This is a genomic window from uncultured Pseudoflavonifractor sp. (genome assembly GCA_904419835.1).
Classification (GTDB): domain Bacteria; phylum Bacillota; class Clostridia; order Oscillospirales; family Oscillospiraceae; genus Pseudoflavonifractor.
Map to the genome: position 1 here is coordinate 1 of CAJFTA010000032.1, position 26,517 is coordinate 26,517.

26 protein-coding genes and 1 riboswitch are annotated in these 26,517 nt (G+C 61.6%); of the genes, 15 read left to right on the plus strand and 11 right to left on the minus strand.

Annotation, left to right across the window (positions count from 1 at the left end; all coding sequences use genetic code 11):
• The first annotated feature begins 673 nt into the window (after positions 1 to 673).
• From QZY67_RS07135 to QZY67_RS07165, 7 genes are all read left to right on the plus strand, one after another.
• Positions 674 to 1,939 carry a replication-associated recombination protein A gene (locus QZY67_RS07135; protein WP_294532869.1) on the plus strand — a complete coding sequence of 422 codons (1,266 nt, stop codon included), beginning with the start codon at positions 674 to 676 and terminating at the stop codon, positions 1,937 to 1,939.
• Positions 1,940 to 1,944: 5 nt separating this feature from the next.
• Positions 1,945 to 2,799: a patatin family protein gene (locus tag QZY67_RS07140; RefSeq protein ID WP_295369389.1), complete on the plus strand. Its 855-nt coding sequence runs from the start codon at positions 1,945 to 1,947 to the stop codon at positions 2,797 to 2,799.
• Between the two features lie 148 nt (positions 2,800 to 2,947).
• Positions 2,948 to 5,050: an FAD-dependent oxidoreductase gene (locus QZY67_RS07145; protein WP_295369390.1), complete on the plus strand. Its 2,103-nt coding sequence runs from the start codon at positions 2,948 to 2,950 to the stop codon at positions 5,048 to 5,050.
• 164 nt (positions 5,051 to 5,214) lie between these two features.
• Positions 5,215 to 5,802: a DUF1836 domain-containing protein gene (locus QZY67_RS07150; RefSeq protein ID WP_294532861.1), complete on the plus strand. Its 588-nt coding sequence runs from the start codon at positions 5,215 to 5,217 to the stop codon at positions 5,800 to 5,802.
• A gap of 68 nt (positions 5,803 to 5,870) precedes the next feature.
• Entirely contained in the window at positions 5,871 to 6,608 is a 738-nt protein-coding gene (locus QZY67_RS07155) for a hypothetical protein (RefSeq protein WP_294532859.1), read from the plus strand.
• 32 nt (positions 6,609 to 6,640) lie between these two features.
• Entirely contained in the window at positions 6,641 to 8,065 is a 1,425-nt protein-coding gene (locus QZY67_RS07160; RefSeq protein ID WP_295369393.1) for a flotillin family protein, read from the plus strand.
• 110 nt (positions 8,066 to 8,175) lie between these two features.
• Entirely contained in the window at positions 8,176 to 8,745 is a 570-nt protein-coding gene (locus QZY67_RS07165; protein ID WP_295369394.1) for a GNAT family protein, read from the plus strand.
• A gap of 131 nt (positions 8,746 to 8,876) precedes the next feature.
• On the opposite strand, the gene QZY67_RS07170 is transcribed toward QZY67_RS07165, so the two are convergent.
• The 7 genes from QZY67_RS07170 to ylxM all read right to left on the minus strand — a co-directional run bounded on the left by QZY67_RS07170 (position 8,877) and on the right by ylxM (position 13,536).
• On the minus strand, positions 8,877 to 9,713 hold the full coding sequence (locus QZY67_RS07170; protein WP_295369395.1) for a DegV family protein: 837 nt from the start codon (positions 9,711 to 9,713) through the stop codon (positions 8,877 to 8,879).
• 172 nt (positions 9,714 to 9,885) lie between these two features.
• Positions 9,886 to 10,653: a tRNA (guanosine(37)-N1)-methyltransferase TrmD gene (gene trmD / locus QZY67_RS07175; RefSeq protein WP_295369397.1), complete on the minus strand. Its 768-nt coding sequence runs from the start codon at positions 10,651 to 10,653 to the stop codon at positions 9,886 to 9,888.
• On the minus strand, positions 10,646 to 11,149 hold the full coding sequence (gene rimM / locus QZY67_RS07180) for a ribosome maturation factor RimM (protein ID WP_295369399.1): 504 nt from the start codon (positions 11,147 to 11,149) through the stop codon (positions 10,646 to 10,648). The genes trmD and rimM overlap by 8 nt, the downstream gene beginning before the upstream one ends.
• Positions 11,150 to 11,222: 73 nt before the next feature.
• On the minus strand, positions 11,223 to 11,453 hold the full coding sequence (locus tag QZY67_RS07185; RefSeq protein WP_040646823.1) for a KH domain-containing protein: 231 nt from the start codon (positions 11,451 to 11,453) through the stop codon (positions 11,223 to 11,225).
• Between the two features lie 26 nt (positions 11,454 to 11,479).
• Entirely contained in the window at positions 11,480 to 11,719 is a 240-nt protein-coding gene (gene rpsP / locus QZY67_RS07190; protein ID WP_040646762.1) for a 30S ribosomal protein S16, read from the minus strand.
• Positions 11,720 to 11,786: 67 nt separating this feature from the next.
• Positions 11,787 to 13,160, minus strand: coding sequence for a signal recognition particle protein (gene ffh, locus QZY67_RS07195; RefSeq protein WP_295369401.1), 1,374 nt, complete (start codon positions 13,158 to 13,160; stop codon positions 11,787 to 11,789).
• A 4-nt stretch (positions 13,161 to 13,164) separates the two neighbouring features.
• A complete protein-coding gene (gene ylxM / locus QZY67_RS07200; RefSeq protein WP_006572625.1) occupies positions 13,165 to 13,536 on the minus strand; it encodes a YlxM family DNA-binding protein in 372 nt (123 codons plus the stop codon).
• 297 nt (positions 13,537 to 13,833) lie between these two features.
• Between ylxM and QZY67_RS07205 the strand changes: the two genes are divergently transcribed.
• Genes QZY67_RS07205 through folD form a run of 4 tightly spaced genes read left to right on the plus strand, consistent with a single transcriptional unit; the run spans position 13,834 to position 18,218 of the window.
• Positions 13,834 to 15,120 carry a pitrilysin family protein gene (locus QZY67_RS07205; RefSeq protein WP_295369404.1) on the plus strand — a complete coding sequence of 429 codons (1,287 nt, stop codon included), beginning with the start codon at positions 13,834 to 13,836 and terminating at the stop codon, positions 15,118 to 15,120.
• Complete coding sequence (locus tag QZY67_RS07210; RefSeq protein ID WP_295369406.1) at positions 15,117 to 16,397, plus strand: pitrilysin family protein; 1,281 nt, start codon at positions 15,117 to 15,119, stop codon at positions 16,395 to 16,397. Before QZY67_RS07205 ends, QZY67_RS07210 begins: the two co-directional genes overlap by 4 nt.
• Positions 16,394 to 17,395, plus strand: a complete 1,002-nt coding sequence (lgt, locus tag QZY67_RS07215) for a prolipoprotein diacylglyceryl transferase (RefSeq protein ID WP_295369408.1) — start codon at positions 16,394 to 16,396, stop codon at positions 17,393 to 17,395. Before QZY67_RS07210 ends, lgt begins: the two co-directional genes overlap by 4 nt.
• On the plus strand, positions 17,376 to 18,218 hold the full coding sequence (gene folD / locus QZY67_RS07220; RefSeq protein WP_295369409.1) for a bifunctional methylenetetrahydrofolate dehydrogenase/methenyltetrahydrofolate cyclohydrolase FolD: 843 nt from the start codon (positions 17,376 to 17,378) through the stop codon (positions 18,216 to 18,218). Before lgt ends, folD begins: the two co-directional genes overlap by 20 nt.
• Positions 18,219 to 18,328: 110 nt before the next feature.
• Here folD and rpmB read toward each other — a convergent pair whose 3' ends face one another.
• From rpmB to asd, 4 genes are all read right to left on the minus strand, one after another.
• Positions 18,329 to 18,517: a 50S ribosomal protein L28 gene (gene rpmB, locus QZY67_RS07225; protein ID WP_006572618.1), complete on the minus strand. Its 189-nt coding sequence runs from the start codon at positions 18,515 to 18,517 to the stop codon at positions 18,329 to 18,331.
• A 191-nt stretch (positions 18,518 to 18,708) separates the two neighbouring features.
• Positions 18,709 to 19,479: a 4-hydroxy-tetrahydrodipicolinate reductase gene (gene dapB, locus QZY67_RS07230; RefSeq protein ID WP_295369411.1), complete on the minus strand. Its 771-nt coding sequence runs from the start codon at positions 19,477 to 19,479 to the stop codon at positions 18,709 to 18,711.
• A gap of 27 nt (positions 19,480 to 19,506) precedes the next feature.
• The gene (gene dapA, locus QZY67_RS07235) at positions 19,507 to 20,394 is read right to left on the minus strand and encodes a 4-hydroxy-tetrahydrodipicolinate synthase (protein ID WP_295369413.1); all 888 of its coding nucleotides are present in this window, start codon (positions 20,392 to 20,394) and stop codon (positions 19,507 to 19,509) included.
• 36 nt (positions 20,395 to 20,430) lie between these two features.
• The gene (gene asd / locus QZY67_RS07240) at positions 20,431 to 21,522 is read right to left on the minus strand and encodes an aspartate-semialdehyde dehydrogenase (RefSeq protein WP_295369415.1); all 1,092 of its coding nucleotides are present in this window, start codon (positions 21,520 to 21,522) and stop codon (positions 20,431 to 20,433) included.
• 197 nt (positions 21,523 to 21,719) lie between these two features.
• Positions 21,720 to 21,897, minus strand: a riboswitch (Lysine riboswitch).
• 90 nt (positions 21,898 to 21,987) lie between these two features.
• Between asd and QZY67_RS07245 the strand changes: the two genes are divergently transcribed.
• The 4 genes from QZY67_RS07245 to yajC all read left to right on the plus strand — a co-directional run bounded on the left by QZY67_RS07245 (position 21,988) and on the right by yajC (position 26,300).
• Positions 21,988 to 23,646 (plus strand): SpoIID/LytB domain-containing protein, encoded by a 1,659-nt coding sequence (locus QZY67_RS07245; protein WP_295369417.1) that lies wholly within the window; start codon positions 21,988 to 21,990, stop codon positions 23,644 to 23,646.
• Positions 23,647 to 23,702: 56 nt separating this feature from the next.
• Positions 23,703 to 24,728 (plus strand): tRNA preQ1(34) S-adenosylmethionine ribosyltransferase-isomerase QueA, encoded by a 1,026-nt coding sequence (gene queA, locus QZY67_RS07250; protein WP_295369420.1) that lies wholly within the window; start codon positions 23,703 to 23,705, stop codon positions 24,726 to 24,728.
• Between the two features lie 36 nt (positions 24,729 to 24,764).
• Positions 24,765 to 25,904: a tRNA guanosine(34) transglycosylase Tgt gene (gene tgt, locus QZY67_RS07255; RefSeq protein ID WP_295369419.1), complete on the plus strand. Its 1,140-nt coding sequence runs from the start codon at positions 24,765 to 24,767 to the stop codon at positions 25,902 to 25,904.
• A gap of 90 nt (positions 25,905 to 25,994) precedes the next feature.
• Complete coding sequence (gene yajC, locus QZY67_RS07260) at positions 25,995 to 26,300, plus strand: preprotein translocase subunit YajC (protein ID WP_366448951.1); 306 nt, start codon at positions 25,995 to 25,997, stop codon at positions 26,298 to 26,300.
• The last annotated feature ends 217 nt before the right edge of the window (positions 26,301 to 26,517 follow it).

Here is a 26,517-nt window from a genome sequence, read left to right on the forward strand (position 1 = left end):
CATTGCGGGGCATTCGATTCCACGCGAGGCGGGCGGCTGCCCCCTCGCGCTCCCCCACCCCGACACAGGCGGATTCTGTTCAACCGAGGTTTTTCGACAGCCTGAGGAGCGGGACCGCATAACGGTCCCGCTCCTGATATTTTCGTAGTCCCACCCCCCGGCAAAGCCTTAATCTCATTAAGATAAGGGCTCCAACGCAGCCGCCGATTTTTGCGCTTTTGTCAAGTGGTTTTTGTGTCTTTTTTCAAATATTTGCAGAACAGACCAGACTGTATGCGAGACAGTCTGGTCTGTTCCTTATCTTAACGAGATTAAGGCTTTGCCGGGGAGTTCCGTAAAAGCTTTAGCGGAGAGTAGGAAATAAAAAGGCCCTTTGCTATACTGAGAGTGCGGTCTGCCAACTGCACAAAAGAAAGCAAAACATCTTCCAGCCTCAGGGCACCCTGACCGCCGATGAAGCGGCGGCCATCCTCTCCGCGTTTATGGCGGCATAATTCCGCATCACCGCCGGGACCCCGGGGCGCACAGGCGGTCCTCAGTATTTTTGGACATAGATGAGGAAATGGGCCTTTACGAAAAATCGAACACATGTTACACTATATAAGATAGACAGCATATGCAGCGGCTGCCCCGAGGGGAAGCCGCGCAAATCGAGAAAAGGGAGGCCGTGGATATGGCATACCGGCCTTTGGCGGATGAAATCCGTCCGGAAAGCCTGGACGATGTGGTAGGACAGCGGCATATTCTGGGGGAGGGCGGGCTTCTCCGCCGCATCATTGAGAGCGGGAAAATTCCCAATTTGGTCTTTTACGGCCCCTCCGGCACGGGAAAGACCACGGTGGCCAACATCATTGCCCGCCGTTCCGGCCGGGCCCTGCGGCGCATCAACGCCACCACCGGGTCCCTCTCCGACATCAAGGATGTGATTGCCGATGTGGGCACCATGCTGGCCCCCAACGGAATCCTGCTGTACCTGGACGAGATCCAGTACTTTAATAAGAAGCAGCAGCAGTCCCTGCTGGAGGTCATAGAGAAGGGGGATGTGACCCTGGTGGCATCCACCACAGAAAACCCCTATTTCTATGTGTATAACGCAGTACTCAGCCGGTCCACAGTCTTTGAGTTCAAGCCGGTGACAGCGGAGGATGTGCTGCCCGCCGTGGACCGGGGAATCGCCATGATGGAGCAGCGGCTGGGGGAGCAGGCGGTCTGTGAGGACGGGGTGCGGGAGCATATCGCCTCGGCCTGCGGCGGCGACGTGCGCAAGGCTATGAACGCGGTGGAGCTGCTGCTCAACTCCGCCCGGCGGAGGGACGGCGTGCTGACTGTGACTCTGGAGGATGCCAGGGCTGTGGCCCAGCGGTCGGCCATGCGGTACGACAGGGAAGGGGACAACCACTATGACATTGTCTCCGCCCTCCAGAAATCGGTTCGGGGTTCCGACCCGGACGCAGCCCTCCACTACCTGGCCCGGCTGCTGGAGGCCGGGGATCTGGTCTCCGCCTGCCGCCGGATGATGGTCATGGCCTGTGAGGACGTGGGGCTGGCCTACCCTCAGATTATCCCCATTGTGAAGAGCTGCATTGACGCGGCCAATATGCTGGGCCTGCCCGAGGCGCAGATCCCGCTGGCCGACGCGGTGGTGCTGATGGCCACCTCGCCCAAGTCCAACTCCGCCTACCTGGGCATAGGCCGGGCCATGGCCGATGTGCGGGCGGGGAAGACCGGGGACATTCCCCGCCACCTCCAGAATGTGCATCTGGACTCCTCCGGCATGGAGCGGGAGCAGGGGTATCTCTACCCCCACGACTACCCCCACCACTATGTAAAGCAGCAGTACTTGCCGGATAAGCTGGCGGGGACCGTCTACTATGAGTACGGCGAAAACAAAACCGAGCAGGCCGCCAGGCGCTACTGGGATGAAATCAAGGGAGGCTGATTGCAATGAAGACAGGACTGGTATTGGAGGGCGGCGCCTTTCGGACGATTTTTTCCAGCGGTGCCTGTGACGGGCTGCTGGCAGGGGATATTATGCCGGACTACTGCGTGGGCGTCTCGGCGGGCATCGCCTACGGCGTCAGCTACATCTCAAAGCAGAGCGGGCGCAACCTGGAAATCCTCACACGCTACGCCAACGACAAGCGGTATATGGGGGCGAACAACCTCTTCCGGCCGGGCAACCACCGGTGCTACTTCGGGCTGAAATTTACCTACGACACCATCCCCAATGAGCTGATCCCCTTTGACTACGACACCTTTGCCGCCTTTCCCGGGGAGGTGGAAGCGGTGGTCACCAATATGGACACCGGAAAGGCGGAGTACCTCACCGTCCCCAAGCGGGATAACCACTTCGAGCTGCTCCAGGCCACCTGTGCGCTTCCGTTCCTCTTTCCTGTCTACCACATCAACGGCAAGCCCTACATGGACGGCGGCACGGCGGACGCCATCCCCTATGACCGGGCAGTGGAGAAGGGCTGTGACCGCATTGTGGTGATTCTCACCCGGGAGCGGTCTTATATCCGCAAGACCGAGTCCCTCCAGCCGCTGATTGACCGCTGCTACCGCAAGTATCCTAAGTTCTGCGACGCTATGCGCCGCCGGGCAGATACCTACAACGCCTGCCGCGGGCGGCTGTTCCGTCTGGAGCAGGAGGGAAAGGTTCTGATTATCGCCCCCAAATGCACCAAGGGCTTTTCCCGCACGGAGCGGGATGTGGAGAAAATCAAGGCGCTCTATCAGGACGGGTACCAGCAGGCAGTAGCCCGCCAGGAGGAGATCCGCGCCTTCCTGAAGGGCTGAGTCGAGGACAGGGCAGCTTGCCGCCCTGTCTTTTTTATAGACACATCGTTGGAACTGTATCTTGACTTCCAGGGGGAGTATGATATTCTTTAATTGAGTGTCAACATTTTGACGTTTTCACTCAAAAAATATCTAGGAGGTAGATACTGTGAAAGGAAAGAAGCTCATCGCTCTTGCGCTCTCTCTGTCCATGGTGCTCTCCCTGGCTGCCTGCGGCAGTGGAGAGACGCCGCCCAGCAGCGAGCCGCCCCTCACAACCCCTGTCCTCTATACGGCCGGCACATACAGCGCCGAAGCCCAGGGCATGGAGAGTGCGGTCAAGGTGACCGTGACCGTCAGCGAAAATGAGATCACCGACGTGACCATCGACGTGTCCGGCGAGACAGCCGGCTACGGCGCCGACGTGGGGGAGCCCATGAAGGAGGCCATTCTGGAGGCCCAATCCGCTGAGGTAGACAGCATCTCCGGCGCCACCATCACCAGCGACGCGGTCAAGTCCGCCGTGCAGAAGTGCCTGGATCAGGCCATGGGCAAGGAGGAGAACACCGCCGCCGCCGGCTATACGCCCGGTACCTACACCGCTACCGCCGCCGGCCATAACGGCGACATGACTGTGGAGGTCACCTTTGACGAGACCAGCATCACCGATGTGAAGGTCACCGATCATACGGAGACCTACGGTCTGGGCTACGGCCTGAGCACCACCCCTGTGGAGGCGCTGCCTACTGCCATTGTGGAGAGCCAGTCCCTGGCCGTGGACTCTGTGGCCAGCGCCACAGTCACCAGCGCCGCCATCAAGCAGGCGGTGGCCGACTGTGTGTCCAAGGCCGGCGGCGACGCCGAGGCCCTGAAGTCCGCTCCCGTGGACCGGCCCGAGCCCACTGACGAGACCTACGATGTGGATGTGGTGGTGGTTGGCGCCGGCGCAGCCGGACTGGCCGCTGCCAACACCGCGCTGGAGGCCGGCGCCAATGTGCTGGTTCTGGAGAAAGTAGGCGTCACCGGCGGCTCAACAACCCGCAGCGGCGGCAAGATTCTGGGCGCCGGCACCCCGTGGCAGGAGGCCCAGGGGTATGAGGACACCCCTGAGATGATGTACGACTACCTGATGAGCTTCGATCGGGACGGCATCATGGACGAGGACCTGGTGCGGGCTTTCTGTGAGAATTCTGCTGAGAACATCCAGTGGCTGGTGGACCGGGGCGTGAAGATTCAGGACGTGGAACCCATCCACAGCTCCCTGACGCCCTGGCGGGTCCACAACGTGGAGGGCGGCGGCGGCCAGACCAGCGGCCACGGCGGCCAGTTCTGCGTACCTCTGACCAACGCCTATGAGCAGGCCGGCGGCAAGATTATCTACAACTGCCGCGCCAACGAGCTCCTCACCGATGAGAGCGGCGCTGTTGTGGGCGTGAAGGCTGAGAAGTCCGACGGCAGCACTGTCACGGTCAACGCTCCGGCTGTGATTCTGGCCACCGGCGGCTATGCCCACAACGAGGAGATGCTGGCCAAGTACAACGACTTCCTGCCCACCAACGCCTATTCCGGTGTGCCCATGACCAACGTGGGCGACGGCATTGAGATGGCCACCGCGGTGGGAGCCAAGAACTTTGACGCCCCCGGCCTCCAGCTGGTCTATGTGAGCTACGACTGCTACTGCGGCATCAACGAGGAATCCGGCCTCATTGTCAGCGAGGACGGCGACCGCGTGGTGAACGAGTGGTCCTACCAGTCCCACGTGGCCCAGGCCCTGGCCGACGCGGACAGCACCTGCGGCTACTACATCACCGCCTCCAAGGACGGCCAGTGCGTGGAGCCCTATCCCACCCTGGCCGGCGGCATCCAGATTGAGTCCGTGCCCCATGCCTCCTCCATTGAGGAGCTGGCCGGCCTCATCGGGATGGACCCCGCCGTGCTCCAGGCCACTGTGGACCGGTACAACGAGCTGTGCGCCAAGGGCAGCGACGATGACTTCGGCAAGCCCGCCGAGTACATGATCCCTGTGGAGGGCGACACCTATTACGCCTTCCGCATGACCCCCGGCTCCTCCGTCACCTTCGGCGGTCTTCAGATTGACACCGGCGCCCATGTGCTGGACACCAACGATCAGCCCATTCCCGGCCTGTATGCCGCCGGAGAGGTGGCCTTTACCGGCCTGTTCGATGCCGAGTACCCCTGCTGCGGCATGGCCATCGGATCTGCCATCTACTATGGCCGTGTGGCCGCGGCCAACGCGGTGGCCGGTCAGTAACCCCAAATACATGTTATTCACAGCCCCCGGCGCATTACTGCGCCGGGGGCTGTGAATATGTGCAGTGTATGGCAAATGTAAAAAACAGATTAAAATCATATAAACCCTATTGACAGTCAAATGACCTTATGATATATTTAAATCACCTTAAGGAGGCGGTCAATATGAGAGATGTACTGCCGGGAACCACGGTTGAAGCCGATCTGAGACGGCCAGACGCAGCAGACATGCTGCTGTCGCCGCTGTTCCTCACCGGAGGCCTGATGCTTTCCCAGGTCTCCCAACTGACGGGACTGGAGCCTTACGTCATCCAGAACTGGGTGAAACGGGGCTTTGTCTCCCCGCCGGAGCGAAAAAAATACAGCCGCAGGCAATTCTGCCGCATCTTGTTTATCAACATGCTGAAGGATGTGCTTCAGCTTGAGAAAATCTGCCAACTTTTGTCCTACGTCAACGGCGCGCTGGCCGACGAGTCAGACGACCTGGTGGACGATTCCTATCTCTACACCTGTCTGGTCCGCCTGCTTGGGCGGCTGGAGGAGACGCCTATGCCGGGGGACGAGGAGCTGGTCCGCTGGTGCGACGAAGTGCTCTTTGACTATGGCGAGCCCTGTCCGGGCGCCCGGAGGAGGGTAAGCCGCACCCTGCGGGTTCTTTTCACCGCCTATGAGTCCGCCTGCCTCAAGCGGAAGGCGGAGGGTCTGATCCAGGCGCTGGAGGAACCCGGGGAGGGAGCACCTGCGGCTTTTTAATAAATTTTCCCATGGCGTCACATTTCCAGCATGAAAAGACATATTCAAAATGAAAGGAGGGGAGCGCTGTGGAGGCCTGGCTGGAATCACTGACCGTGCTGCAGCGGGTCATGCTGTTCATCGCAGTCCCTGCCACACTGCTGCTTCTGATTCAGACGGTGATGCTGTTCATCGGGCTGGGAGGCGGCGACGGGGACGCCGACGGCGGCTTGGATGGCGACGGTTCAGACGCCGTTGACCTAGATCCGGACGGAGACGGAATCTCCGGCGGAGCAGCGGCGGACTTGGACGGAGACGGAACCCCTGATGGGCTCCACGGAGAGGTTCACGCCGGCGGAGACACCGGAGAAGGGGCCGACGGCCACGGCGGATTTTTCAGCGGCCTGCATGTCTTTACCATCCGCGGCTTTATCACATTTTTCACCCTGTTCGGCTGGAGCGGCCTGCTCTTCCTGACCCTGGGCATGCACTGGTTCCCGGCCCTGTTCCTGGCGATACAGATCGGCATCATCGGCATGGTGGCTGTGGCCGTGATTCTCCGCGAAGCCCTCAGGCTCCAGTCCGACGGCACGCTGGACGTCCGCAACGCCCTGGGAGAGCGGGGGAGCGTCTACCTCACCGTCCCCGCGCAAGGGCAGGGGACCGGAAAGGTAAATGTGACCGTACAGGAGCAGCTGCGGGAGTTCGAGGCTGTCACCCAGGAGACAGCGCCCATTCCCACCGGCTCGGAGATTGTGGTAGTCGGGCTGACGGAGGACGGAACCCTCGTGGTATCTCCGGTTCTGCCCGGAAGAGAAGAAGTATAAACTGAGAAGAGAATCAAGAAGGAGAGAATTGTATGAATCAGATTATCACTCTCGTACTGATTTGTGTCGTTGCGGTCATCCTGTTTTCCCTGGTCCTGTTTCTCATCAAGCGGTACAAGAAGTGCCCGTCCGACAAGGTCATGGTCATCTACGGTAAGGTGGGCAACAACAAAGACGGCTCCACCCGCAGCGCAAAATGTATCCACGGCGGCGCGGCCTTTATCTGGCCCGTCATCCAGGCCTATGAGTTTCTGGACCTGACCCCCATGTCCATCTCCGTGGACCTGGAGAACGCCCTGTCCCGACAGAACATCCGCATCAACGTCCCCTCCCGCTTTACCGTGGGCATCTCCACCGAGCCCGGCGTCATGCAGAACGCCGCCGAGCGCCTGCTGGGTCTGCGGCTCCAGGAGATCCAGGAGCTGGCCAAGGACATCATCTTCGGTCAGCTGCGTCTGGTCATCGCCACCATGGACATCGAAGAGATCAACACCGACCGCGACAAGTTCCTGGAGGCCGTGTCCCGCAACGTGGAAGGCGAGCTGAAGAAGATCGGCCTGCGTCTCATCAACGTGAACGTGACCGACATCAGCGACGAGTCCGGCTATATCGACGCCCTCGGTAAAGAGGCCGCCGCCAAGGCTATCAACGACGCCAAGAAGAACGTGGCGGAACGGGACCGCGACGGTTCCATCGGCGAGGCCAACGCCCACCGCGACCAGCGTATCCAAGTTGCCCAGGCCGACTCCGCCGCCATCCAGGGCGAGAACAACGCCAAGGTGGAAGTGGCTATGTCCAACGCCCAGCGCCGCGAGAAGGAGGCCGAGGCCACCCGTATCGCCACCGCCGCTGAGAAGATCGCAGCCGCCCAGGCTCTGGAGGAGGCCTACGCCGCCGAGCAGAAGGCCGAGGCTGCCCGTGCCGCCCGTGAGAAGGCCACTCAGGAGGCCGATATCATCGTCAAGACCGAGATTGACAAGCGCCGCAAGGAGCTGGAGGCCGAGGCTGAGGCCGAGCAGATTCGCCGCAGAGCCCAGGGTGAGGCCGACGCTATCCGTGTGAAGATGGAGGCCGAGGCTGCCGGCAGCCAGGCCCTGCTGGTCAAGCAGGCCGAAGGTCTGCGGGAGATCGTGGCCGCCGCCGGCGGCGACGCCGACGAGGCTGTCCGCCTCATGCTGGCCGACAAGATGGAGCAGCTCATGCGTATCCAGGTGGACGCCATCAAGAACGTGAAGATCGACAAGGTCACCGTCTGGGACGGAGGCCAGGGCCAGGACGGCAAGACCGGCACCGCTGGTTATATCTCCGGCCTGATGAAGTCCATCCCGCCCATGAGCGAGATGTTCGACATGGCGGGCATGAACCTGCCTAAATTCCTGGGGGAGAAGAAGGGGGAGGCCGCACCGGCTCAGCCCGCACCGGAACCCGCCCCCAAGCAGGAGCCCGAGCAGAAGTAATCAAGCAGGAAACGGCGGAAAATATGACAAGCCTCCTGACCGGATGTGTGATACTCACAGAATGGTATTTCGGCGCAGGCGGAAGGCAGGGGGCAGAGAGGAAGCACGAAATGAGCACACATGCGATAGGTGAAAAGGACGGATATTTCATCCGCCCGGCAAAAGCCGAAGATGCAGCAGACTATTATGAACAGAATTACTGTCCCCTGGACAGTGAAGTCGCCCGACTGACGGGGTGCAAGGAGGCCTTTTCCAGAGAAGAGGTGACGTCCTTTTTCCTGAAATCCCTGGAAGAGGATGACAGATATTTCTTTCTGATCATCGCGCCCGACGGAAGCATCATCGGAGAAAGCGTCATCAATGAAATTGACTGGGCGCTGCGCCGCGCCAATTTCCGAATCGCCCTCTACCGCGCGGCGGAGAGAGGGAAGGGAATTGGAACCTGGGCAGCGGAAGCGACCCGCGATTTTGCGTTTGAAACGCTGAAGCTGCACCGCTTGGAGCTGGACGTGTATTCCTTTAATCCGGGCGCGGAGCGGGCTTATACAAAAGCCGGCTTCAGGCGGGAGGGCGTCCTGAGAGACGCTGTAATGGACGGAGATAGCTATGCAGACGACATATTGATGTCAATACTGGAAGAGGAATGGCGCGCATTAAAAGGAAATAGCGCCGTAGAGTAAAATTGATTGAGGCGCTCTCCTTCTGGCGCAGGACAGGACGCACAGAAAAAATCCTCCGCGCGGCTGCGGCCGTGCGGAGGATTAACGCTCTATCACCACTCAACGGAACCGGGTCTTGCCCCCGTATGCGCTTAGTAGGCGGCCACAATGCCGCCGTCGTTGGCGTAGACCGTGCTGATGCCGCCTGTCTCGCAGATAATGACGTCATGGAAACGGCAGGATTTGAGCGCCTGCTCCTTGAGGTAGAAAGCCCGCTCCAGACAGTTGCAGTGGGTAATGCACAGGGTGCGGCCGGCGTGCTTCTCATCGGCGGCCATCATGGAGATCATCTTGCCCAGGGCCTGCTTCATGGAGAGCGCCTGGCCCCGCTTACAGATCTCGCCCTCAGGGGTGGCGCCCATGAGCAGCTTGATCTTCAGCGTGTCCGTCACAATGGACTGGAGCCTGGTGAGCCGGCCGTTCTTGCGCAGGTTGTCCAGATTCTCCAGGACAAAGAGGGTCTCCATCTCGTTGATATAGCGGGAGGTCCGGCTGACTACCGTTTCGAAGTCCTTGCCGGCAGCGGCCAGCTCCTGAATCTTCAGCGCGGTGAGCACCTCGCCGGAGGAGGCGGAGCAGGAGTTGAAGATATGCACGCGGGCGTCGGGGTGTTCCTCCAGGTACATGGCCCGGGCCTGGGCGGCGCTGTTGTGGGAGCCGGACAGCAGGGCGGAGAGGGTGACCACATAGATGTCGTCCGCGCCGCACTCCATGGCATCCAGATACTGAGCGGGAGAGGGACAGGCGGTGGAGGGGGCCTTCTCGCTCTCCTTCATCCGCCACAGCAGAGCGGCCTGGTCAAAGGAGGCGTCGTCGGTCACCACGGTGTCCCCCACCCGGATGGTGAGGGGGACGCTGACAAAACTGCCGCTTCGGAGCATGGCGGGCATCAGGTCACAGCAGCTGTCCACGATAATTTTAAAACTCATATCATCAATCTCCAGATGTAATATTAAAAATAAGATTGCCGCATGTGCTATTGTATCATGGCCGACATGGAATGTAAAGGGAAAAAAGAAAGACAGGCAGAAAAATCACGTACAGCCGCTGTGATGTGACAAAAAGCAGCGTAAGCATTGATTTTTCTGCCTGTATAGCGCCTTATGGTTCCGAGGAAGATTCCGCCGCGGTCTCCTCCCGGGCGATCTCCTGGAGGAGCTTCTGGTCCTCCTTGGAGGACAGGTCCAGCCTGGCGTACATATCGGGCCGGCGGTCCCGGGTGCGAATGATGGACTGCTTCCGCCGCCATTTTGCGATATTCTTGTGGTCGCCGGAGCGGAGGATGGGGGGGACCTTCCGGCCGTGCCACTCCTCGGGCCGTGAGTATTGGGGGTATTCCAGCATACCGTTCCAGTGGCTCTCATCCTCAAAGCACTCCGGGTCGGAGAGTACGCCGGGCACCAGCCGGGCCACCGCGTCGGCCACCACCATGGCGGCCAGCTCGCCGCCGGTGAGCACAAAGTCGCCGATGGAGATCTCCTCGTCCACACACTCCTCAATGAAGCGCTCGTCAATGCCCTCGTAGTGGCCGCACACCAGGATCAGGTGGTCGTAGTCATCCCGCAGGCGCCTGGCGTCCGCCTCCCGGAAGGTCTTGCCGGCGGGGGACATATAGATGGTGTGGCCGGGACCGTAGGTGTCGGTGATGTGCTTCCAGCACTGGTAGAGGGGGTCGGCCTGCATCACCGCGCCCCGACCGCCGCCGTAGGGGTAGTCGTCCACCTGCTTCTGCTTATTAAGGGTGTAGTCCCGGATCTGATGGGCCTCGATGCGGATAAAGTCCCGCTCCTGGGCCCGGCCCAGGATGGATTCGTTCATCACGTCGCCCACGGTCAGATCGAAGAGGGTCATGATGTCAATTCTATACATCGCTCTCCATCCCCTCGATGAGATGCACCCGGATATAGCCGCCCTCCACATTGGTCTCCTTCAGGAACTCGTCCACGGCGGGAATCAGGTAGGAGTGGGCGCCGCCCTTCACCACATAGACCTCGTGGGCAGGGGGGGTGAGGATGTCCCTGATCTCGCCCAGCACCTCGCCGGTGTCGGCGTCCCGCACCTCCAGGCCCATCAGGTCGGCCAGGAAGTGGCGGCCGTTGGGCAGCTCCACGCCGGTGCGGTCGATGGACACCTTCTTGCCCTTGAGCCGCATGGCGGCGTTCACGTCGGACACGCCCTCCAGGGTGGCCAGCACGTTGCCCTTGTGGACCCGGGCGGAGCAGAGGCGGACCGGCTGGCCGTCGATGTAAAGCACATCGAACTGACAGAGAAATTCCGGGCTGTCGCACCAGGGGACGATCTTCACCTCGCCCTGTACGCCGTGGGTATTGACAATCTGTCCGGCTTCGAGAAATTTGTTTTTCATGTGAACCTCCGATTGCAGACGGCAGAGCGTCCGTATACGGGAACAAAAAACGGCGGGTCATCCCCGCCGTTTTTCAGTCTACAATTTCGACAGAGACCCTGGTCCCGTTCTTCTGGGCAACAGAGCGCATCAGCGTGCGGATCTCCTTGGCAATACGGCCCTGACGGCCGATGACCTTGCCCATATCCTCGGGAGCAACCCGGAGCTCCAGGACGGTCTCGTCCTCGCCCGCGTGCTCCGTGACGGACACCGCCTCGGGGTGGTCCACCAGGTTCTGGGCGATATAAGTGAGCAATTCCTTCATGCTGCCCTCCATTAGCAGGCTGCCGCTCAGATGGCGTTAGCCTTCTTCAGCAGAGCCTTCACGGTCTCGGTGGGCTGAGCGCCGGTCTTGATCCAGGCCTGGGCGCGGTCAGCGTCAACCTTGATCTCGGCGGGAGTCACCAGGGGATTGTAAGTGCCGATCTCCTCGATGAAGCGACCGTCACGGGGATAACGGGAGTCAGCCACCACGATACGATAGAAAGGAGCCTTCTTGGCGCCCATCCGACGAAGTCTGATTTTAACCATTGTATCTTCACCTCCAAAATTATTTCACATCTATATGGAAGCGCCCGGGGGACGCTAACCAACCGCGTTAAAAGGGGAAGCCGCCCTTTTTCTTGCCGAAGCCGCCAAACCCGCCCAAGCGGCCCTTCTTGGCCATCTTCCGCATCCGGCCGCCGGTCATCTGCTTGGTCATCTGCTGCATCATCTCAAACTGCTTGAGCAGCCGGTTCACATCCACCACCTGGGTGCCGCTGCCGGCGGCAATCCGCTTCTTGCGGCTGTTGTTGAGCAGGGAGGGGTTCTCCCGCTCCTCAGGCGTCATGGAGAGAATGATGGCTTCCGTACGGCCCAGGGCCCGCTCGTCCACACTGGCGCCCTCCAGCGCCTTGGCGTTGACGCCGGGGAGCATCCCGGCGATGTCCGCCAGGGAGCCCATGCTCTTCACCTGGACCAGCTGGTCGTAGAAGTCGGTGAGGGTGAGGCGGTTTTTCCGCATCTTCTGCTCCAGCTCCGCCGCCTTCTGCATGTCAAAGGACTGCTGGGCCTTCTCGATGAGGGAGAGCACGTCGCCCATACCCAGGATACGGGAGGCCATCCGGTCGGGGTGGAACACCTCAATCTGGTCCAGCTTCTCACCGGTGCCGATGAACTTGATGGGCTTGCCGGTGACGGCCTTGATGGAGAGGGCCGCGCCGCCGCGGGCGTCGCCGTCCAGCTTGGTGAGCATGACGCCGGTCAGATCCAGGGTCTGGTCAAAGACCTTAGCGGCGTTGACCGCGTCCTGGCCGATCATGGCGTCCACAATGAGGAGAATCTCGGTGGGGGAGACGGCCTCCTTCATGCGGGAGAGCTCAGCCATGAGCTCGTCATCCACATGAAGCCGGCCGGCGGTATCCAGAAACACGATGTCGTTGCCGTGGGTCCTGGCGTGTTCAATGCCCGCCTTGGCAATCTCCACCGGGTCGCCCAGTCCCTGCTGGAACACAGGCACGCCCAGCTGGCCGCCCACGACCTCCAGCTGCTGGATGGCGGCGGGGCGGAAGGTGTCGCAGGCCACCAGAAGGGGACGCTTGCCGTTCTGCTTCTTCATGTAGCCAGCCAGCTTGGCGCCGTTGGTGGTCTTACCGGCGCCGTTGAGGCCCACCAGCATCACCACTGTGGGCGGCTTGGGGGAGATGGTCAGCTTGGCGCTCTCGCCGCCCATCAGGGCGGTCAGCTCCTCGTTGACGATCTTGACAATCATCTGGGCGGGGGTGAGGCTCTCCAGTACGTCGGAACCCACGGCCCGCTCGGTGACCTTGGCCACAAAGTCCTTGACGACCTTGTAGTTGACGTCGGCCTCCAGCAGGGCCATGCGGATCTCCTTCATGGCCTCCTTTACGTCGGCCTCAGTGAGACGGCCCTTGCCCCGCAGCTTTTTAAATGCGTTGGAGAGCTTTTCAGTTAATCCTTCAAATGCCATGGAGTCACTCCTGCTTCATCTGAGCCACGGTGTCCTTAATCTGACGGCAGAGGGCCTCGATAGCAGGATCTCCGCTGCCGCGCTGGTCGTTCATCTCCATGATGCCGTCGGCAAAGCGGTCGATGTCAGAGAGCTGGGACTGCATCTTCTGGAAACGGCGGATAATGCCCGTCTTGTCCTCCAGCTCCTGCATAATGCCCTCCGCCCGGACGATCACGTCCCGGACGCCCTGGCGGGTAATGTCGTAGTTCTCGGCAATTTCAGCCAGGGAGAGGTCCTCGTTGTAATAGAGGTCAAAGAATTCCTTCTGACGGTCGGTGAGCATATCGCCGTAGAAGTCGAACAGAAGCGCCATGCGGTAAGCCTGGTTTTTCATTCTTCAGCCTCCTCTCAGTTTCGTAAAGCGCATCAGCTTTACAACGTTGGTTATGATACAATATTTTGTGGTTTTTGTCAAGACGAAAATGGAAGATAACCAAGGGAAATTTTCCGTCAGACTGAACAGGCGCGGCAGGTTTCTCTTTTCCCGGCGGTGTGGATACAATCTTTTGGATTTGGGGGTGTCAAATGAGGGGATTCGTTGTATAATAAGGCTTGTCAATTTTTCCATGTGTCTCTGCGCCAATCCGCCCGAAGCGGCGAACGGCAGAGGCGCCAGAAAGGATGAGTACGGATGACCGAAGTCACCCGAACAGAACTGCTGCCCGGCGTGTATCTCACGGCGGTGCACACCATGAAATTCAAATCCTCCTATATGGGGATTCAGCTCCTCACGCCCCTGCGGGCGGAGCATGCCGCCGCCAACGCCCTGATTCCCATGGTGCTGCGGCGGGGCACGGAGCGCTGCCCGGATATGGAGAGCCTGTCCGCCGCGCTGGACGAGCTGTACGGCGGGGCGGTGGAGCCCATTGTCCGCAAAAAAGGGGAGACCCAGTGCGTGGGTTTTGTGGCCAGCTTCCTGGACGACGCCTATGTGCCCGACGGCACCCCCATTCTGGAGTGTGCGGCGGCTCTGCTGGGTGAGATGCTGCTCACCCCTGCCAGAGAGAACGGCGGCTTTGTCTCCGCCTATGTGGAGCGGGAGCGGGCCAACCTGGTGGACCGCATCCGGGCCCAGGTCAACGACAAGCGGCAGTACGCGGTGCTCCGGCTGGTGCAGCTGATGTGCCAGGGGGAGCCCTACGGAGTGGACCGGCTGGGCAGCGAGGCCAAGGCCGCCGCCATCACCGGCGAAGAACTGTGGGCGCGCTATCAGGACCTGCTGTCCGGCGCCCGGGTGGAGCTCTATTTCTCCGGCTCCGCCCCCTTTGAACGGGTGGAGGCCGCCTTCCGCGGCGCTCTTGCCGGGCTGAAGGGAAGGACAGCTGACACCGTTTCCGTCTGCCGGAATACGCTCGGCGGGGGAGAGGAGTGTCCCCGGAGCTTTGAGGACGCGCTTGACGTGACCCAGGGCAAGCTGGCCATGGGCCTGCGGACGGACATCAAGGTGACGGACGCGGAGTACCCCGCCCTGATGCTCTTCAATGCGGTGTTCGGCGGCACCACCACCTCCAAGCTCTTTCTTAATGTAAGAGAAAAGCTGTCCCTGTGTTACTACGCCAGCTCTCAGGTGGAGAAGTTTAAGGGCCTGATGCTGGTGTCCTCCGGCGTGGAGTTTGACAAGCGGGAGGCCGCCCAGAGCGAGATCCTCGCCCAGCTGGAGAAGTGCCGCCGGGGCGAGATGGAGCCCTGGGAACTGGAGGCCGCCCGCCGCAGTTCGGTAAGCGGCCTGCGCAGCCTGCTGGACAGTCAGGGCCGCATGGAGGACTTCCGCCTGGGCCTGGCCGTGGGCGGGGGAGACGGGCCTGAGGACCTGGCCGCCAAGCTGGAGCAGGTCACCGCAGACCAGGTGGCTGCCGCCGCCCGCCGGGTGCGGCTGGACAGCATCTATTTCCTCAAGGGGAAGGAGGAGCACCAGTGAATCATAAGGAATACTCCCGGATAGGGGAGCGCGTATTTTCCGCCCGGCTGGACAACGGCCTGACCGTCTACGTGGACGTGAAGCCGGATTTTCAGAAGAGCTACGCCTTTTTTGCCACTGACTACGGCGGAATGGATATGAAATTCCAGCTGGACGGCCAGTGGCACGATACCCCCGCCGGAGTGGCCCATTTCCTGGAGCACAAGACCTTTGACACCAAGGACGGCAACGCCCTCCAGGACCTGGCCGCCAACGGCGCCAGCCCCAACGCCTTTACCAACTCGGCCATCACGGGCTACTACTTTGAGAGCACCGAGAAGTTCTATGAGAACCTGAACATTCTCCTCTCCTTTGTCTCCCAGCCCTACTACACCCAGGAGAGCGTGGACAAGGAGCAGGGCATCATCGGCCAGGAGATCCGGATGATTGAGGACGACCCGGAGTATCAGGTGTATTACGCCATGCTGGAGGGGCTGTACGCCCATCACCCCATCCGCACCTCGGTGGCCGGGACCATCGAATCCATCTCCCGTATCACGGCCGACACCCTGAACCTGTGCCACAGCGCCTTCTACAACCCGGGCAATATGGTGCTCTGCGTGGCGGGCAATGTGGACCCGGAGAAGGTGCTGGACATGGCCCGGGAGATTCTGCCCCGGGAGGGCAAGGGTTCCATCTCCAGGGACTACGGCCCCGCCGAGCCCGCAGGCGCGGCCAGGAGCCGGACGGAGCTGAGGATGGAGGTGTCCACCCCTATCTTCCAGCTGGGCTGGAAGATGGAACCGGCGCCCAGAGGCGAGGAGCAGCTCCGGCAGAAGCTGGTGGCCGAGCTTGCCTGCGAGGCCCTGCTGGGCAACTCCAGCCCCCTGTATGTCCGCCTGTACCGGGAGGGCCTCATCAACAGCAGCTTCTCCTACGGCTTTGACGGCTACCCCTCCTGCGCCTATGCCATGGCCGGCGGGGAGAGCGCCGACCCGGACGCCGTGGCCGCCGCCATTGCCGCTGAGGCGGAGCGGATTGGCAGGGAAGGCGTGGACCCCGCCCTCTTTGCCCGGCTGAAAAAGGGCCTGTACGGCACCAAGGTGCGGGGCCTCAACTCCTTTGAGAACATCTGCGTGGGCATGGCCCAGGCCTATTTTGCCGGCTATGACATGCTCCGGTTCCCGGAGGTCTTTGAGGGCATCAGCCAGGCGGACGTGGAGACATGCATCCGCACCTGCTTTACGCCGGAGCGGGCGGCGCTGGCCGTGGTGCAGCCGGGGGAGGGACAGGCATGACCAACACCGTCTCCTTTCCCGGCCTGGGGCTGGCGTTCACCCTGAACCGGGTGGCGGCCAGCCCCTTCGGCTTCAACATCTACTGGTACGCCGTCATCATCGTCGCAGGCGCTGTCCTGGCCTGGTTCTACTGCAGCCGGAAGGGTCCCAAGCTGGGCATCAGCGACGATGACCTGACCGACCTGCTCATCTTTGCCGTGCCCCTTGCCCTGGTGGGGGCGCGGCTGTACTACATCCTGTTCTACCTGGACCTGTTCAAAAACGAGGACGGCAGTTTGAATTTCAGCAAGATGCTGGACGTGCGGGACGGCGGCCTGGCCATCTACGGCGGCGTCATCGCGGCGGTCATTGTGCTGTTCTTTGTCTGCCGGTACAAGAAGATCCCCTTTCTGGCCTTTGCCGACCTGGGCGGCATGGGGCTGCTCATCGGCCAGTGCATCGGCCGGTGGGGCAACTTTGTCAACGTGGAGGCCTACGGCGGACTGACCGACCTGCCCTGGCGGATGTGCTCGGAGAAGATTGCCAACGAGCTGTATGCCAAGGGGCTGGTGGACGCTGCCGGATGGCAGCAGGTGGTGGACGGCACCCTGGGCGTCCACCCCACGTTCTTCTACGAGTCGGCCTGGAACCTGGCGGGTTTCCTGCTCCTTGTATTAATCTCCAGGAGGTGGCGCAAATTCGACGGCCAGCTCTTCTTTACCTACCTGGCCTGGTACGGCGTGGGCCGGGGCATCATCGAGGGCATGCGCACCGACAGCCTTTACTTTATGAATACCCCCATCCGGGTGTCCCAGGTGCTGGGCTTTGCCTCCGCCCTGGCGGCGGTCATTCTCTGGGTGTGGTTCTACCTGCACCGGCCCGCGCCGGATCAGCTGTGGGTGAACCGCCGGGCGGCCATGGAGGCGGCCAAAGCGGAGCAGGCTGCGGCCCCGCGGCAGGAGGATATGGATACACACAGCGAGAAGGAGGACGAGGACAATGGCAGCGACCATCATTGACGGAAAGGCCCTGGCGGCCAAGTGCAAGGCCAGAATCAAGGAGGATGTGGAACGCCTCTCCAGACGGCCCGGCCTGGCCGTCATCATCGTGGGGGACAATCCCGCCTCCCGCATCTATGTCAACCACAAGAAGAAGGACTGCGCCGAGTGCGGCATTTACAGCGAGGAGTATGCCCTGCCTGAGTGCGCCCGGCAGGAGGAGCTTCTGGAGCTCATTGATCTGCTCAACGGCAGAGAGGATATCGACGGCATTCTGGTCCAGCTGCCGCTGCCAGAACAGTTTGACGAGAAGGCAGTGCTCAACGCCATTGACCCCGGCAAGGACGTGGACTGCTTCCACCCCTACAATGTGGGGCAGCTAATGATTGGGGAGCACACCTTTCTGCCCTGTACCCCCGCCGGCGTGATGGCCATGCTGGACGAGTACGGCATCGACCCCGCCGGGAAGCACGCAGTTGTGGTGGGCCGCTCCAACATCGTGGGCAAGCCTCAGGCCATGCTGCTGCTCCAGCGCCACGCCACGGTTACCATCTGCCACTCCCGCACCCCCGACCTGGGGGCTATCACCCGCCAGGCCGACATTCTGGTGTCGGCGGTGGGGAAGGCCGGCCTCATCACCGCCGACATGGTGAAGGAGGGGGCCGCCGTCATCGACGTGGCCATGAACCGGAACGAGGATGGAAAGCTCTGCGGCGATGTGGACTTTGAGGCGGTGAAGGAAAAGGCTGCCTTCATCACCCCAGTGCCCGGCGGCGTGGGACCCATGACCCGGGTCATGCTGCTGGAGAACACCCTGACCGCAGCAAAGGTCCACGGGAAATAACAGAAACGGCCTGGAGCGCATGATGTACTCCAGGCGGTTTTTTATAGAGATAGAGAGGGTGCAAAAAGGCCCCTGCGCTCAGCGCAGGGGCCTTTTCTCAGTTCAGAGAATCACACGGCGCGGGTGACCTTACCCGAACGGAGGCATCTGGTGCACACATAGACGTGCTTGGGCGCACCGTCCACGATCGCCTTAACACGCTTCACGTTGGGCTTCCAGGGACGGTTGGTGCGGCGGTGAGAGTGGGACACCTGAATGCCGAACACAACGCCCTTGTCGCAAAATTCACACTTGGCCATTCGCTAAACCTCCTCGCTCGTCAGGTTTTGCTTACAAAGCATCGACTGATATAATAACAGAAACTGTGGGAAAATGCAAGCATTTTTTCAAAGAAAGATAAATGGGACAAAAAACAGGGCAAACAGCAGAGAAAGGAGGGGAGAACAGTCACATTTTCGTCCGTATAGAAAGAAAACGAAAGGAGCGCGGCTCAGTCCAGCCCCGCCGCGGACACCAGATCGGCCATGGAATAGAGGCCCGGCCTCTCCACACCGGCCAGGAAGCGGGCCGCCTTGACTGCTCCGGAGGCGAAAACCTCCCGGGACTGGGCCGAATGGTGCAGCTCAATGACCTCGTCCCGTCCGGCGAAGATGATCTCGTGGTCGCCCACGATGGTGCCGCCCCGGACAGAGGAGATTCCAATCTCGTGGGGGTCTCTGGGCTTGCGGACGGACTGCCGCTCATAGACGTACTGGGGCTGGTAGGGGAGGGCGGAGGCGGCCGCGTCGGCGATCATCAGGGCGGTGCCGCTGGGGGCGTCCACCTTCCGGTGGTGGTGCCGCTCCACAATCTCCACGTCATAGTCGCTGCCCAGGATGGAGGCCGCACGGCGCACCAGCTCCAGCAGCACATTGATGCCCAGGGACATGTTCCCGGAGCGGAAGATGGGCACCAGCTTTGCCGCCTCGTCAATAGCGGTCAGCTGCTCCTGGGAGTAACCGGTGGTGGCCAGGACCAGGGGGACCTTGCGGGCGGCGCCAAACTCCAGCAGGCCCTGGAGGGCGGCGGGACTGGAGAAGTCGATGACCGCGTCCACCTCGCCGTCAAAGTCGGCGGGGGAGGTACACACCTTGAAGTCCCGGTCGCTGTTGCCCAGGATATCAAAGCCCACGGCGATTTCAATGTCCGGCGCGGAGCGGCAGATGTCCTCCACCACCCGGCCCATGTGGCCGTTGCAGCCGGAAATGCCAATTCGGAGCATAATTCAACGTCCCTTTCCGGATAAGAATCAGAGCAGCCCCATCCGCTGCATGGAGGCCCGCAGGGTTTCCAGGTGGGCGGGGGAGATGTCGCACAGGGGCAGGCGCAGCCCGCCGGCCTTCATGCCCATCAGGTCCATAGCGGCCTTGATGGGGATGGGATTGACCTCGATGAAGAGGGCGTCAATTAGGTCCATGTACTCCACCTGAAGCTTAGAGGCGGCGGCGATATCGTTGTCCAAGCACAGGTGGGTCATCTCCACCATGGTCTTGGGGACGATATTGGCGGCCACCGAGATAACGCCCTTGGCGCCCAAGCTCATCATGGGCACCACCTGGTCGTCATTGCCGGACCAGATGTAGAAGTCCTCCCCGCAGAGGAAGCGGGTGTGGGCCAGCAGGGAGAAGTTGCCGCTGGCCTCCTTGACGCCGTTGAACCTGGGGTTTTTGGAGAGCGCCTGGTAGGTCTCGGCGGTGAAGGAGACGCCGGTGCGGGAGGGCACATTGTAGAGGATGATGGGCAGCTCCACCCGGTCGGCGATATACTCATAGTGCTTGATGAGGCCGGTCTGGGAGCACTTGTTGTAATAGGGCGTCACCAGCAGCAGGGCGTCGGCGCCGGAGTCCTGGGCGTGCTGGCACAGGTACACAGCGGCGGAGGTGTCGTTGCTGCCGGCGCCGGCGATGACCTTGACCCGGTGATTGACGTGCTTGACGCAGAACTCCACGGCGGCGATGTGCTCCCGGATGCTCATGGTGGAGCTCTCGCCGGTGGTGCCGCAGACGCACAGCGCGTCGATGCCGCTGTCAATCTGGGCGTCAATCTGGGCGGCAAATGCATCGTAGTTGATGGCGCCGCTGTCGTCGAAGGGGGTGACCAGCGCGGTGCAGGCGCCGGTAAAGACGGGCTCTCTCATAGATATGACCTCCTCAAAGTCAGGATGGAGAATGGATCAGGTACGGGGCTCGATATAGCCCTCGGCGCACAGCAGCTCGGCCAGCAGCACGCCGCCGCCGGCGGCGCCCCGGAGGGTGTTGTGGGACAGACAGACGAACTTGTAGTCGTACTGGGTGTCAGGACGGAGACGGCCCACGGAGATGGCCATGCCGCCCTCCAGCTCCCGGTCCAGCCTGGCCTGGGGCCGGTCGGGTTCCTCAAAGTAGTGGATGAACTGCTTGGGCGCGGTGGGCAGTTCCAGCTCCTGGGCACGGCCCTTGTAGGAGGCCCACAGGGCCTTGATCTCCTCCTCAGTGGGCTTGCGCTCAAAGTCCACGAACACGGCGGCGGTGTGGCCGTTGGACACGGGCACACGCAGGCACTGGGAGGTGATAGCAGGGGAGTCGGCGGTGACGATGACGCCGTTCTCCACCGTGCCCCACACCTTCAGAGGCTCCCTCTCGCTCTTCTCCTCTTCGCCGCCGATGTAGGGGATCAGGTTATCCACCATCTCGGGCCAGGTCTTAAAGGTCTTGCCCGCGCCGGAGATGGCCTGGTAGGTGCAGGCCAGAACCCGCTTGAGGCCGAAGGCCTCCTTCAGGGGGTGCAGGGCGGGGACATAGCTCTGGATGGAGCAGTTGGACTTGACGGCGATAAAGCCCCGGGCGGTGCCCAGGCGGCGGCGCTGGGCCTCGATGACCTGGAGGTGGCCGGGGTTGATCTCGGGCACCACCATGGGCACGTCGGGGGTCCAGCGGTTGGCGGAGTTGTTGGACACTACGGGGCACTCGTGCCGGGCATAGCGCTCCTCCAGGGCCAGAATCTCGTCCTTCTTCATGTCCACCGCGCAGAAGACAAAGTCCACCAGGCCGGCGATTTTGTCCACGTCCTCCTGGGCGTTCAGGACAATGAGGTTTTTGGCCTCCTGGGGCATGGGGGTATCCATGGCCCAGCGGTCGCCGATGGCCTCCTCATAGGTCTTGCCGGCGCTGCGGCCGCTGGCCGCCACAACGGTGAGCCGGAACCAGGGGTGGTGCTCCATCAGGGTGACAAACCGCTGGCCCACCATACCGGTGGCGCCGATCACGCCTACTTTATACTGCTTCATATTCAGGACCTCCATCGCTCACGTTTAACTTATGCTATTCCGGAAGCGGCCGCTTTAAGACCGGCTTCGGGAGGAAAAACAAAATGAATCGCCGCCGCTTTGAAGATATGCCGAGATAAAAAAAGAAATCAGCGGGTTTACATACCGGCTGATTTTGTACTATAATGTCAGAGACGGCCACCGCCCCCGGCACTACAAAAGCAGACAGCACTCCGCCGGAGGACCGGCGACAGTCGCAGGGCTGATGTGCCCGGCGCCCAGGAAGGGCGGTTCCGTACCCGCGCTCCCTTCGGCGGCTTTCCCTTTGGCGCGGGTCGCCGGGCCAGCGGAGCCCTCACCGCGCTACTTTTGAAAACCGCAACCTCTATCTTGCAGTGATTCAGTTGATTTTTGAAAATAGTATCACAACCGCTTTGCCGTGTCAATACAGGGAATGGCGGCTATCCCAGAGATTTGGAGTTTCCTATGAAAAAAAAGCTGATGAAATTCGCCGCGCTGGCCCTTGCCGCCGTACTGACGCTCCCGGCGCTTTCCACGGATGCCGTCAGAGCAGCCGGCATCCCCATGAGCGCCAGCATCCGTATCGGGCTAACCTACGGCAGCGACGCCGTCCCCGGCGCCAACCTGCTCAACAGCACCGGCAGCGGCTACCGGCTGGGCTATTATGACGACAGCCTCAACTTCGTCCAGCTGGGCTACACCACGGAGACGGGCATCTCCGTGGTCAAGACCCAGAACGTGTGGTACGGCCCGCTCTCCAACGGCCTGAGCGGCTATACCGACACACAGACCTCGTCCATCGCCGTGGGCTGCTACCACATCCAGCTGCCGGGCGCCTATTCCACCTTTGAAGAGGCCGCGGCCGCCGCGGTCGCCGTGCCCGGCGGTTTCCCCGCCTGGACCGACGGGACCTACACGGTGCGGCTGGGGGCCTACCTCTCCTCGGAGGAGGCCAACACGGCCCTGACCGCTCTGGGCGTCCCGGACGCCGCAGTCTGCGGCACCAGCAGCTACGGTGTGTCCGTGGTCAAGACGGGCACGAGCACCATCCTCTTCCAGTTTGACGGCGACGCGTCCCGATCCCTGGGCGTGATGCCCGGGCTGGACAACTCGGTCAAGACCCTGACCTGGTACGCCAAGCGGAAGTATTACGGCGGCTTCCGCTACCAGCGTGTCAGCGGCGGCAACCTGACGGTGGTCAATGTGGTGGACCGGGAGGACTACATCAACTGCGTCATCTCCCAGGAGATGAGCCCCTCCTGGCCGGTGGAGGCTCTGAAGGCCCAGGCGGTCACCGCCCGGAGCTACGCCGCCTCCTGCACGGGACGGCACACCTCCAGCGGCTTTGACCTGTGCGCCACCACCCATTGCCAGGCCTATCCCGGCGCCGGCTCTGTCAATGACAATACATACCGGGCCGCCCAGGAGACATCGGGACAGTATGTGTGGTACAACGGCTCCATTGCGGAGACCTACTATTTCTCCTCTGACGGCGGCGCCACCGAGAGCGCCAAGAATGTCTGGGGGGGAAATCTGCCCTATCTGGTGGGGGTCGAGGACCCCTGGGAGGCCACAGTGGTCAGCAAGATCTCCAACTATAACTGGAGCTATACCTTTACCGCCGATGAACTGGCGGCCAAGCTGCGCGCCTCCGGCCGCAACTGCGGCACGCTGGCCGGCGTGCGGGTGTCGGAATACACCGCCAACGGAAATGTAAGGGCGCTGACCTTTACGGATACCAGCGGCAGCAGCTGGACCATCACCGGCTGCGACAGCTGCCGGATCTTCCTGGGCGTGAACTCGCCCCGGTTTACCATTACCGGCGGAAGCGGCGGATACTATGTAAATGAGGACGGATCGGCGCTGTCCTCCGTCTCGGGGGCCTACGCCATTGACGGCAGCGGCAATGTGTCCGCCATCAGCGGCACGCCCTACGTCATCACCGGCAGCGGCACAGAGGTGCTGGCCTCCCCCGGCTCCACGGGGGACAGCTTCACCGTTTCCGGCACCGGAAACGGGCACAACGTGGGCATGAGCCAGTGGGGGGCCTACGCCATGGCCCAGGCCGGAAAAACCTACGTTGACATTCTGAAGTTCTACTACACCGGCGTGGAAATCCGATAAGGGAGAGCCGGCATACTATTTTGAATCTGAAAGCAGGGAACAGCAAGCGCATGGAACTGAAAACATCTGACTTTTACTACGACCTTCCCCAGGAGCTCATCGCCCAGACTCCCCTGGACCGGCGAGACGGATCCCGGCTGATGGTGCTGAACAAGGAGACGGGGGAGACCTCCCACCACCACTTTTACGAGCTGCCCGATTTCCTCCGCCCGGGCGACTGCCTGGTGCTCAACGACTCCCGGGTGCTGCCCGCCCGTCTGCTGGGACACCGGGAGCCCACAGGCGGCGCGGTGGAGGTGCTGCTGCTCATCGACCGGGGCAGCAAGGTCTGGGAGTGCCTGGTGCGGCCCGGACGGAAGGTAAAGCCGGGCACAAAGCTCTCCTTCGGCGACGGCCTGCTGACCGCCGACGTGCTGGAGGAGGTGGAGGGCGGAAACCGGCTGATTGAATTCCACTACGACGGCATTTTCCTGGAAATTCTGGAGCAGCTGGGCAAAATGCCTCTGCCGCCCTATATCAAGGAGGAGCTCAGCGACCCGGAGCGGTATCAGACGGTGTACTCCCGGGAGGTGGGCTCCGCCGCCGCCCCCACGGCCGGGCTCCACTTCACGAAGGAGCTGCTGGCACAGATTGAGGCCATGGGCGTGCGCCTGGCCTACGTGACACTCCATGTTGGCCTTGGCACCTTCCGGCCTGTGAAGGAAGAGAATATTACAGACCATGAGATGCACGCCGAGTACTGCATGATCTCCCAAAAGACGGCGGACATCATCAACGAGACCAAGGCCGGCGGCGGGCGGGTCATCTGCGTGGGCACCACCTCCTGCCGGACCATCGAGAGCTGGGCCGCCGAGGACGGCACTCTGAAGGAGAGCGCCGGCTGGACCAGCATCTATATCTACCCCGGTTACCGCTTCAAGGTGCTGGACTGTCTAATCACCAACTTCCATCTGCCCGAGTCCACGCTGGTGATGTTGGTCTCTGCCCTGGCGGGCCGGGAGCACATCCTGAATGCCTACGCAGAAGCGGTGCGGGAGAAGTACCGGTTCTTCTCCTTCGGCGACGCCATGTTTATCTGCTGAAGCACAAAAAGAAAAGATTAAGATAGGAGTTTTTGCGTGTTTGAAGTAGTCAAGACCCAGGGCAGGGCCCGGCGGGGCGTGTTTACCTGTGCCCACGGAACGGTTCAGACCCCTGTTTTTATGAACGTCGGCACCCAGGGTGCCATCAAGGGGGCGGTGTCGGCCCACGACCTGAAGGAGGTGGGCTGCCAGATCGAGCTGTCCAACACCTACCACCTCCACCTCCGCCCCGGCGACGGTATCGTGAAGGAGATGGGCGGCCTCCACAGATTCATGGACTGGGACGGCCCCATCCTCACCGACTCCGGCGGGTTCCAGGTGTTCTCCCTGTCCGGCCTGCGGAAGATCACCGAGGAGGGCGTCACCTTTGCCTCCCACATTGACGGCCGCCGGGTCTTTATGGGCCCGGAAGAGAGCATGCGTATCCAGTCCAATCTGGGCAGCGACATCGCCATGGCCTTTGACGAGTGCGTGGCCAACCCCTCCACCCGGGAGTATGTAAAGCCCTCCTGCGAGCGCACGCTGCGGTGGCTGGAGCGGTGCAAGGCGGAGCATGACCGGCTCAACAGCCTGCCCGACACGGTCAATCCCCAGCAGATGCTCTTCGGCATCAACCAGGGCGGTATTTACCCCGACCTGCGGGTGTGGCACATGCAGGAGACGGCCAAGATCGACTGCGACGGCTACGCCATCGGCGGCCTGGCGGTGGGGGAGCCCACCCAGACCATGTACGACATCATCGATGCCGTGGAGCCGTACATGCCCAGGGAGAAGCCCCGGTATCTCATGGGCGTGGGCACACCCTCCAACATCATTGAGGCGGTGGCCCGGGGCGTGGACTTTTTCGACTGCGTCATGCCCGCCCGCAACGCCCGCCATGGGAAGCTCTACACCTGGGAGGGCACGCTGAACATCAAGAACGAGAAGTACAAGACCGATCCCAGCCCCATTGACCCCACCTGCACCTGTCCGGCCTGCCGTTCCTTCTCCCGGGCCTACCTGCGCCATCTGTTCGCGGCGGGAGAGATGCTGGCCATGCGCCTGGCGGTGCTCCACAATCTCCACTTCTACAACGAGCTGATGGTACGCATCCGCTCCGCCCTGGACGAGGGTACCTTTGAGGAATTCCGCCGCGCATACAGCGGAAAATTGGACGCGCCCATCGGAAATTCGTAAAGAGGGCTTGCCAAGCGGAGTGAATGCCGCTATAATGTATAAAGTTGCCACAGGGCAAGGGGCAGAAATACTGTATTTGGAGGAATTGACTTGGATATCATTTCCATCGTAATGATCGTTGCAATGCTGGCCATCTTCTATTTCCTGCTTATCCGGCCGGAGAACAAGAAGAAAAAGGCCCTGGCCGAGCTGCGCAGCAGCCTGGCTGTGGGTGATCTCATCACCACCATCGGCGGCATCGTGGGCACCATCTGCGCCGTGAAGGAGGACACCATTGTCATCGAGACCGGCGCCGACCGGGTCCGTATCGAGTTCACCAAGTGGGCTGTGTCCACCAAGGGCGCCCAGACCTCTGAGGATGCCGCTCCCGCCAAGGAAGAGAAGGAAAAGAAGTAATTCCAAAACTGCAACTGCCAGAGCAGCCGGTCGCGTTTGCGGCCGGCTGCTCAGTTTGTCAAAAAACCTTGGTTGAACAGAATGGGGCTGTGTCGGGGCGGGGGAGCGCGAGGGGGCGGCCGCCCGCCTCGCGTGGAATCGAATGCCCCGGAAGCCTTGCTGTGCAAGGCTTCCGGAGAGCGGAGCGGGGACTTTTGCGCCGCTGTGCGGCGCGAAA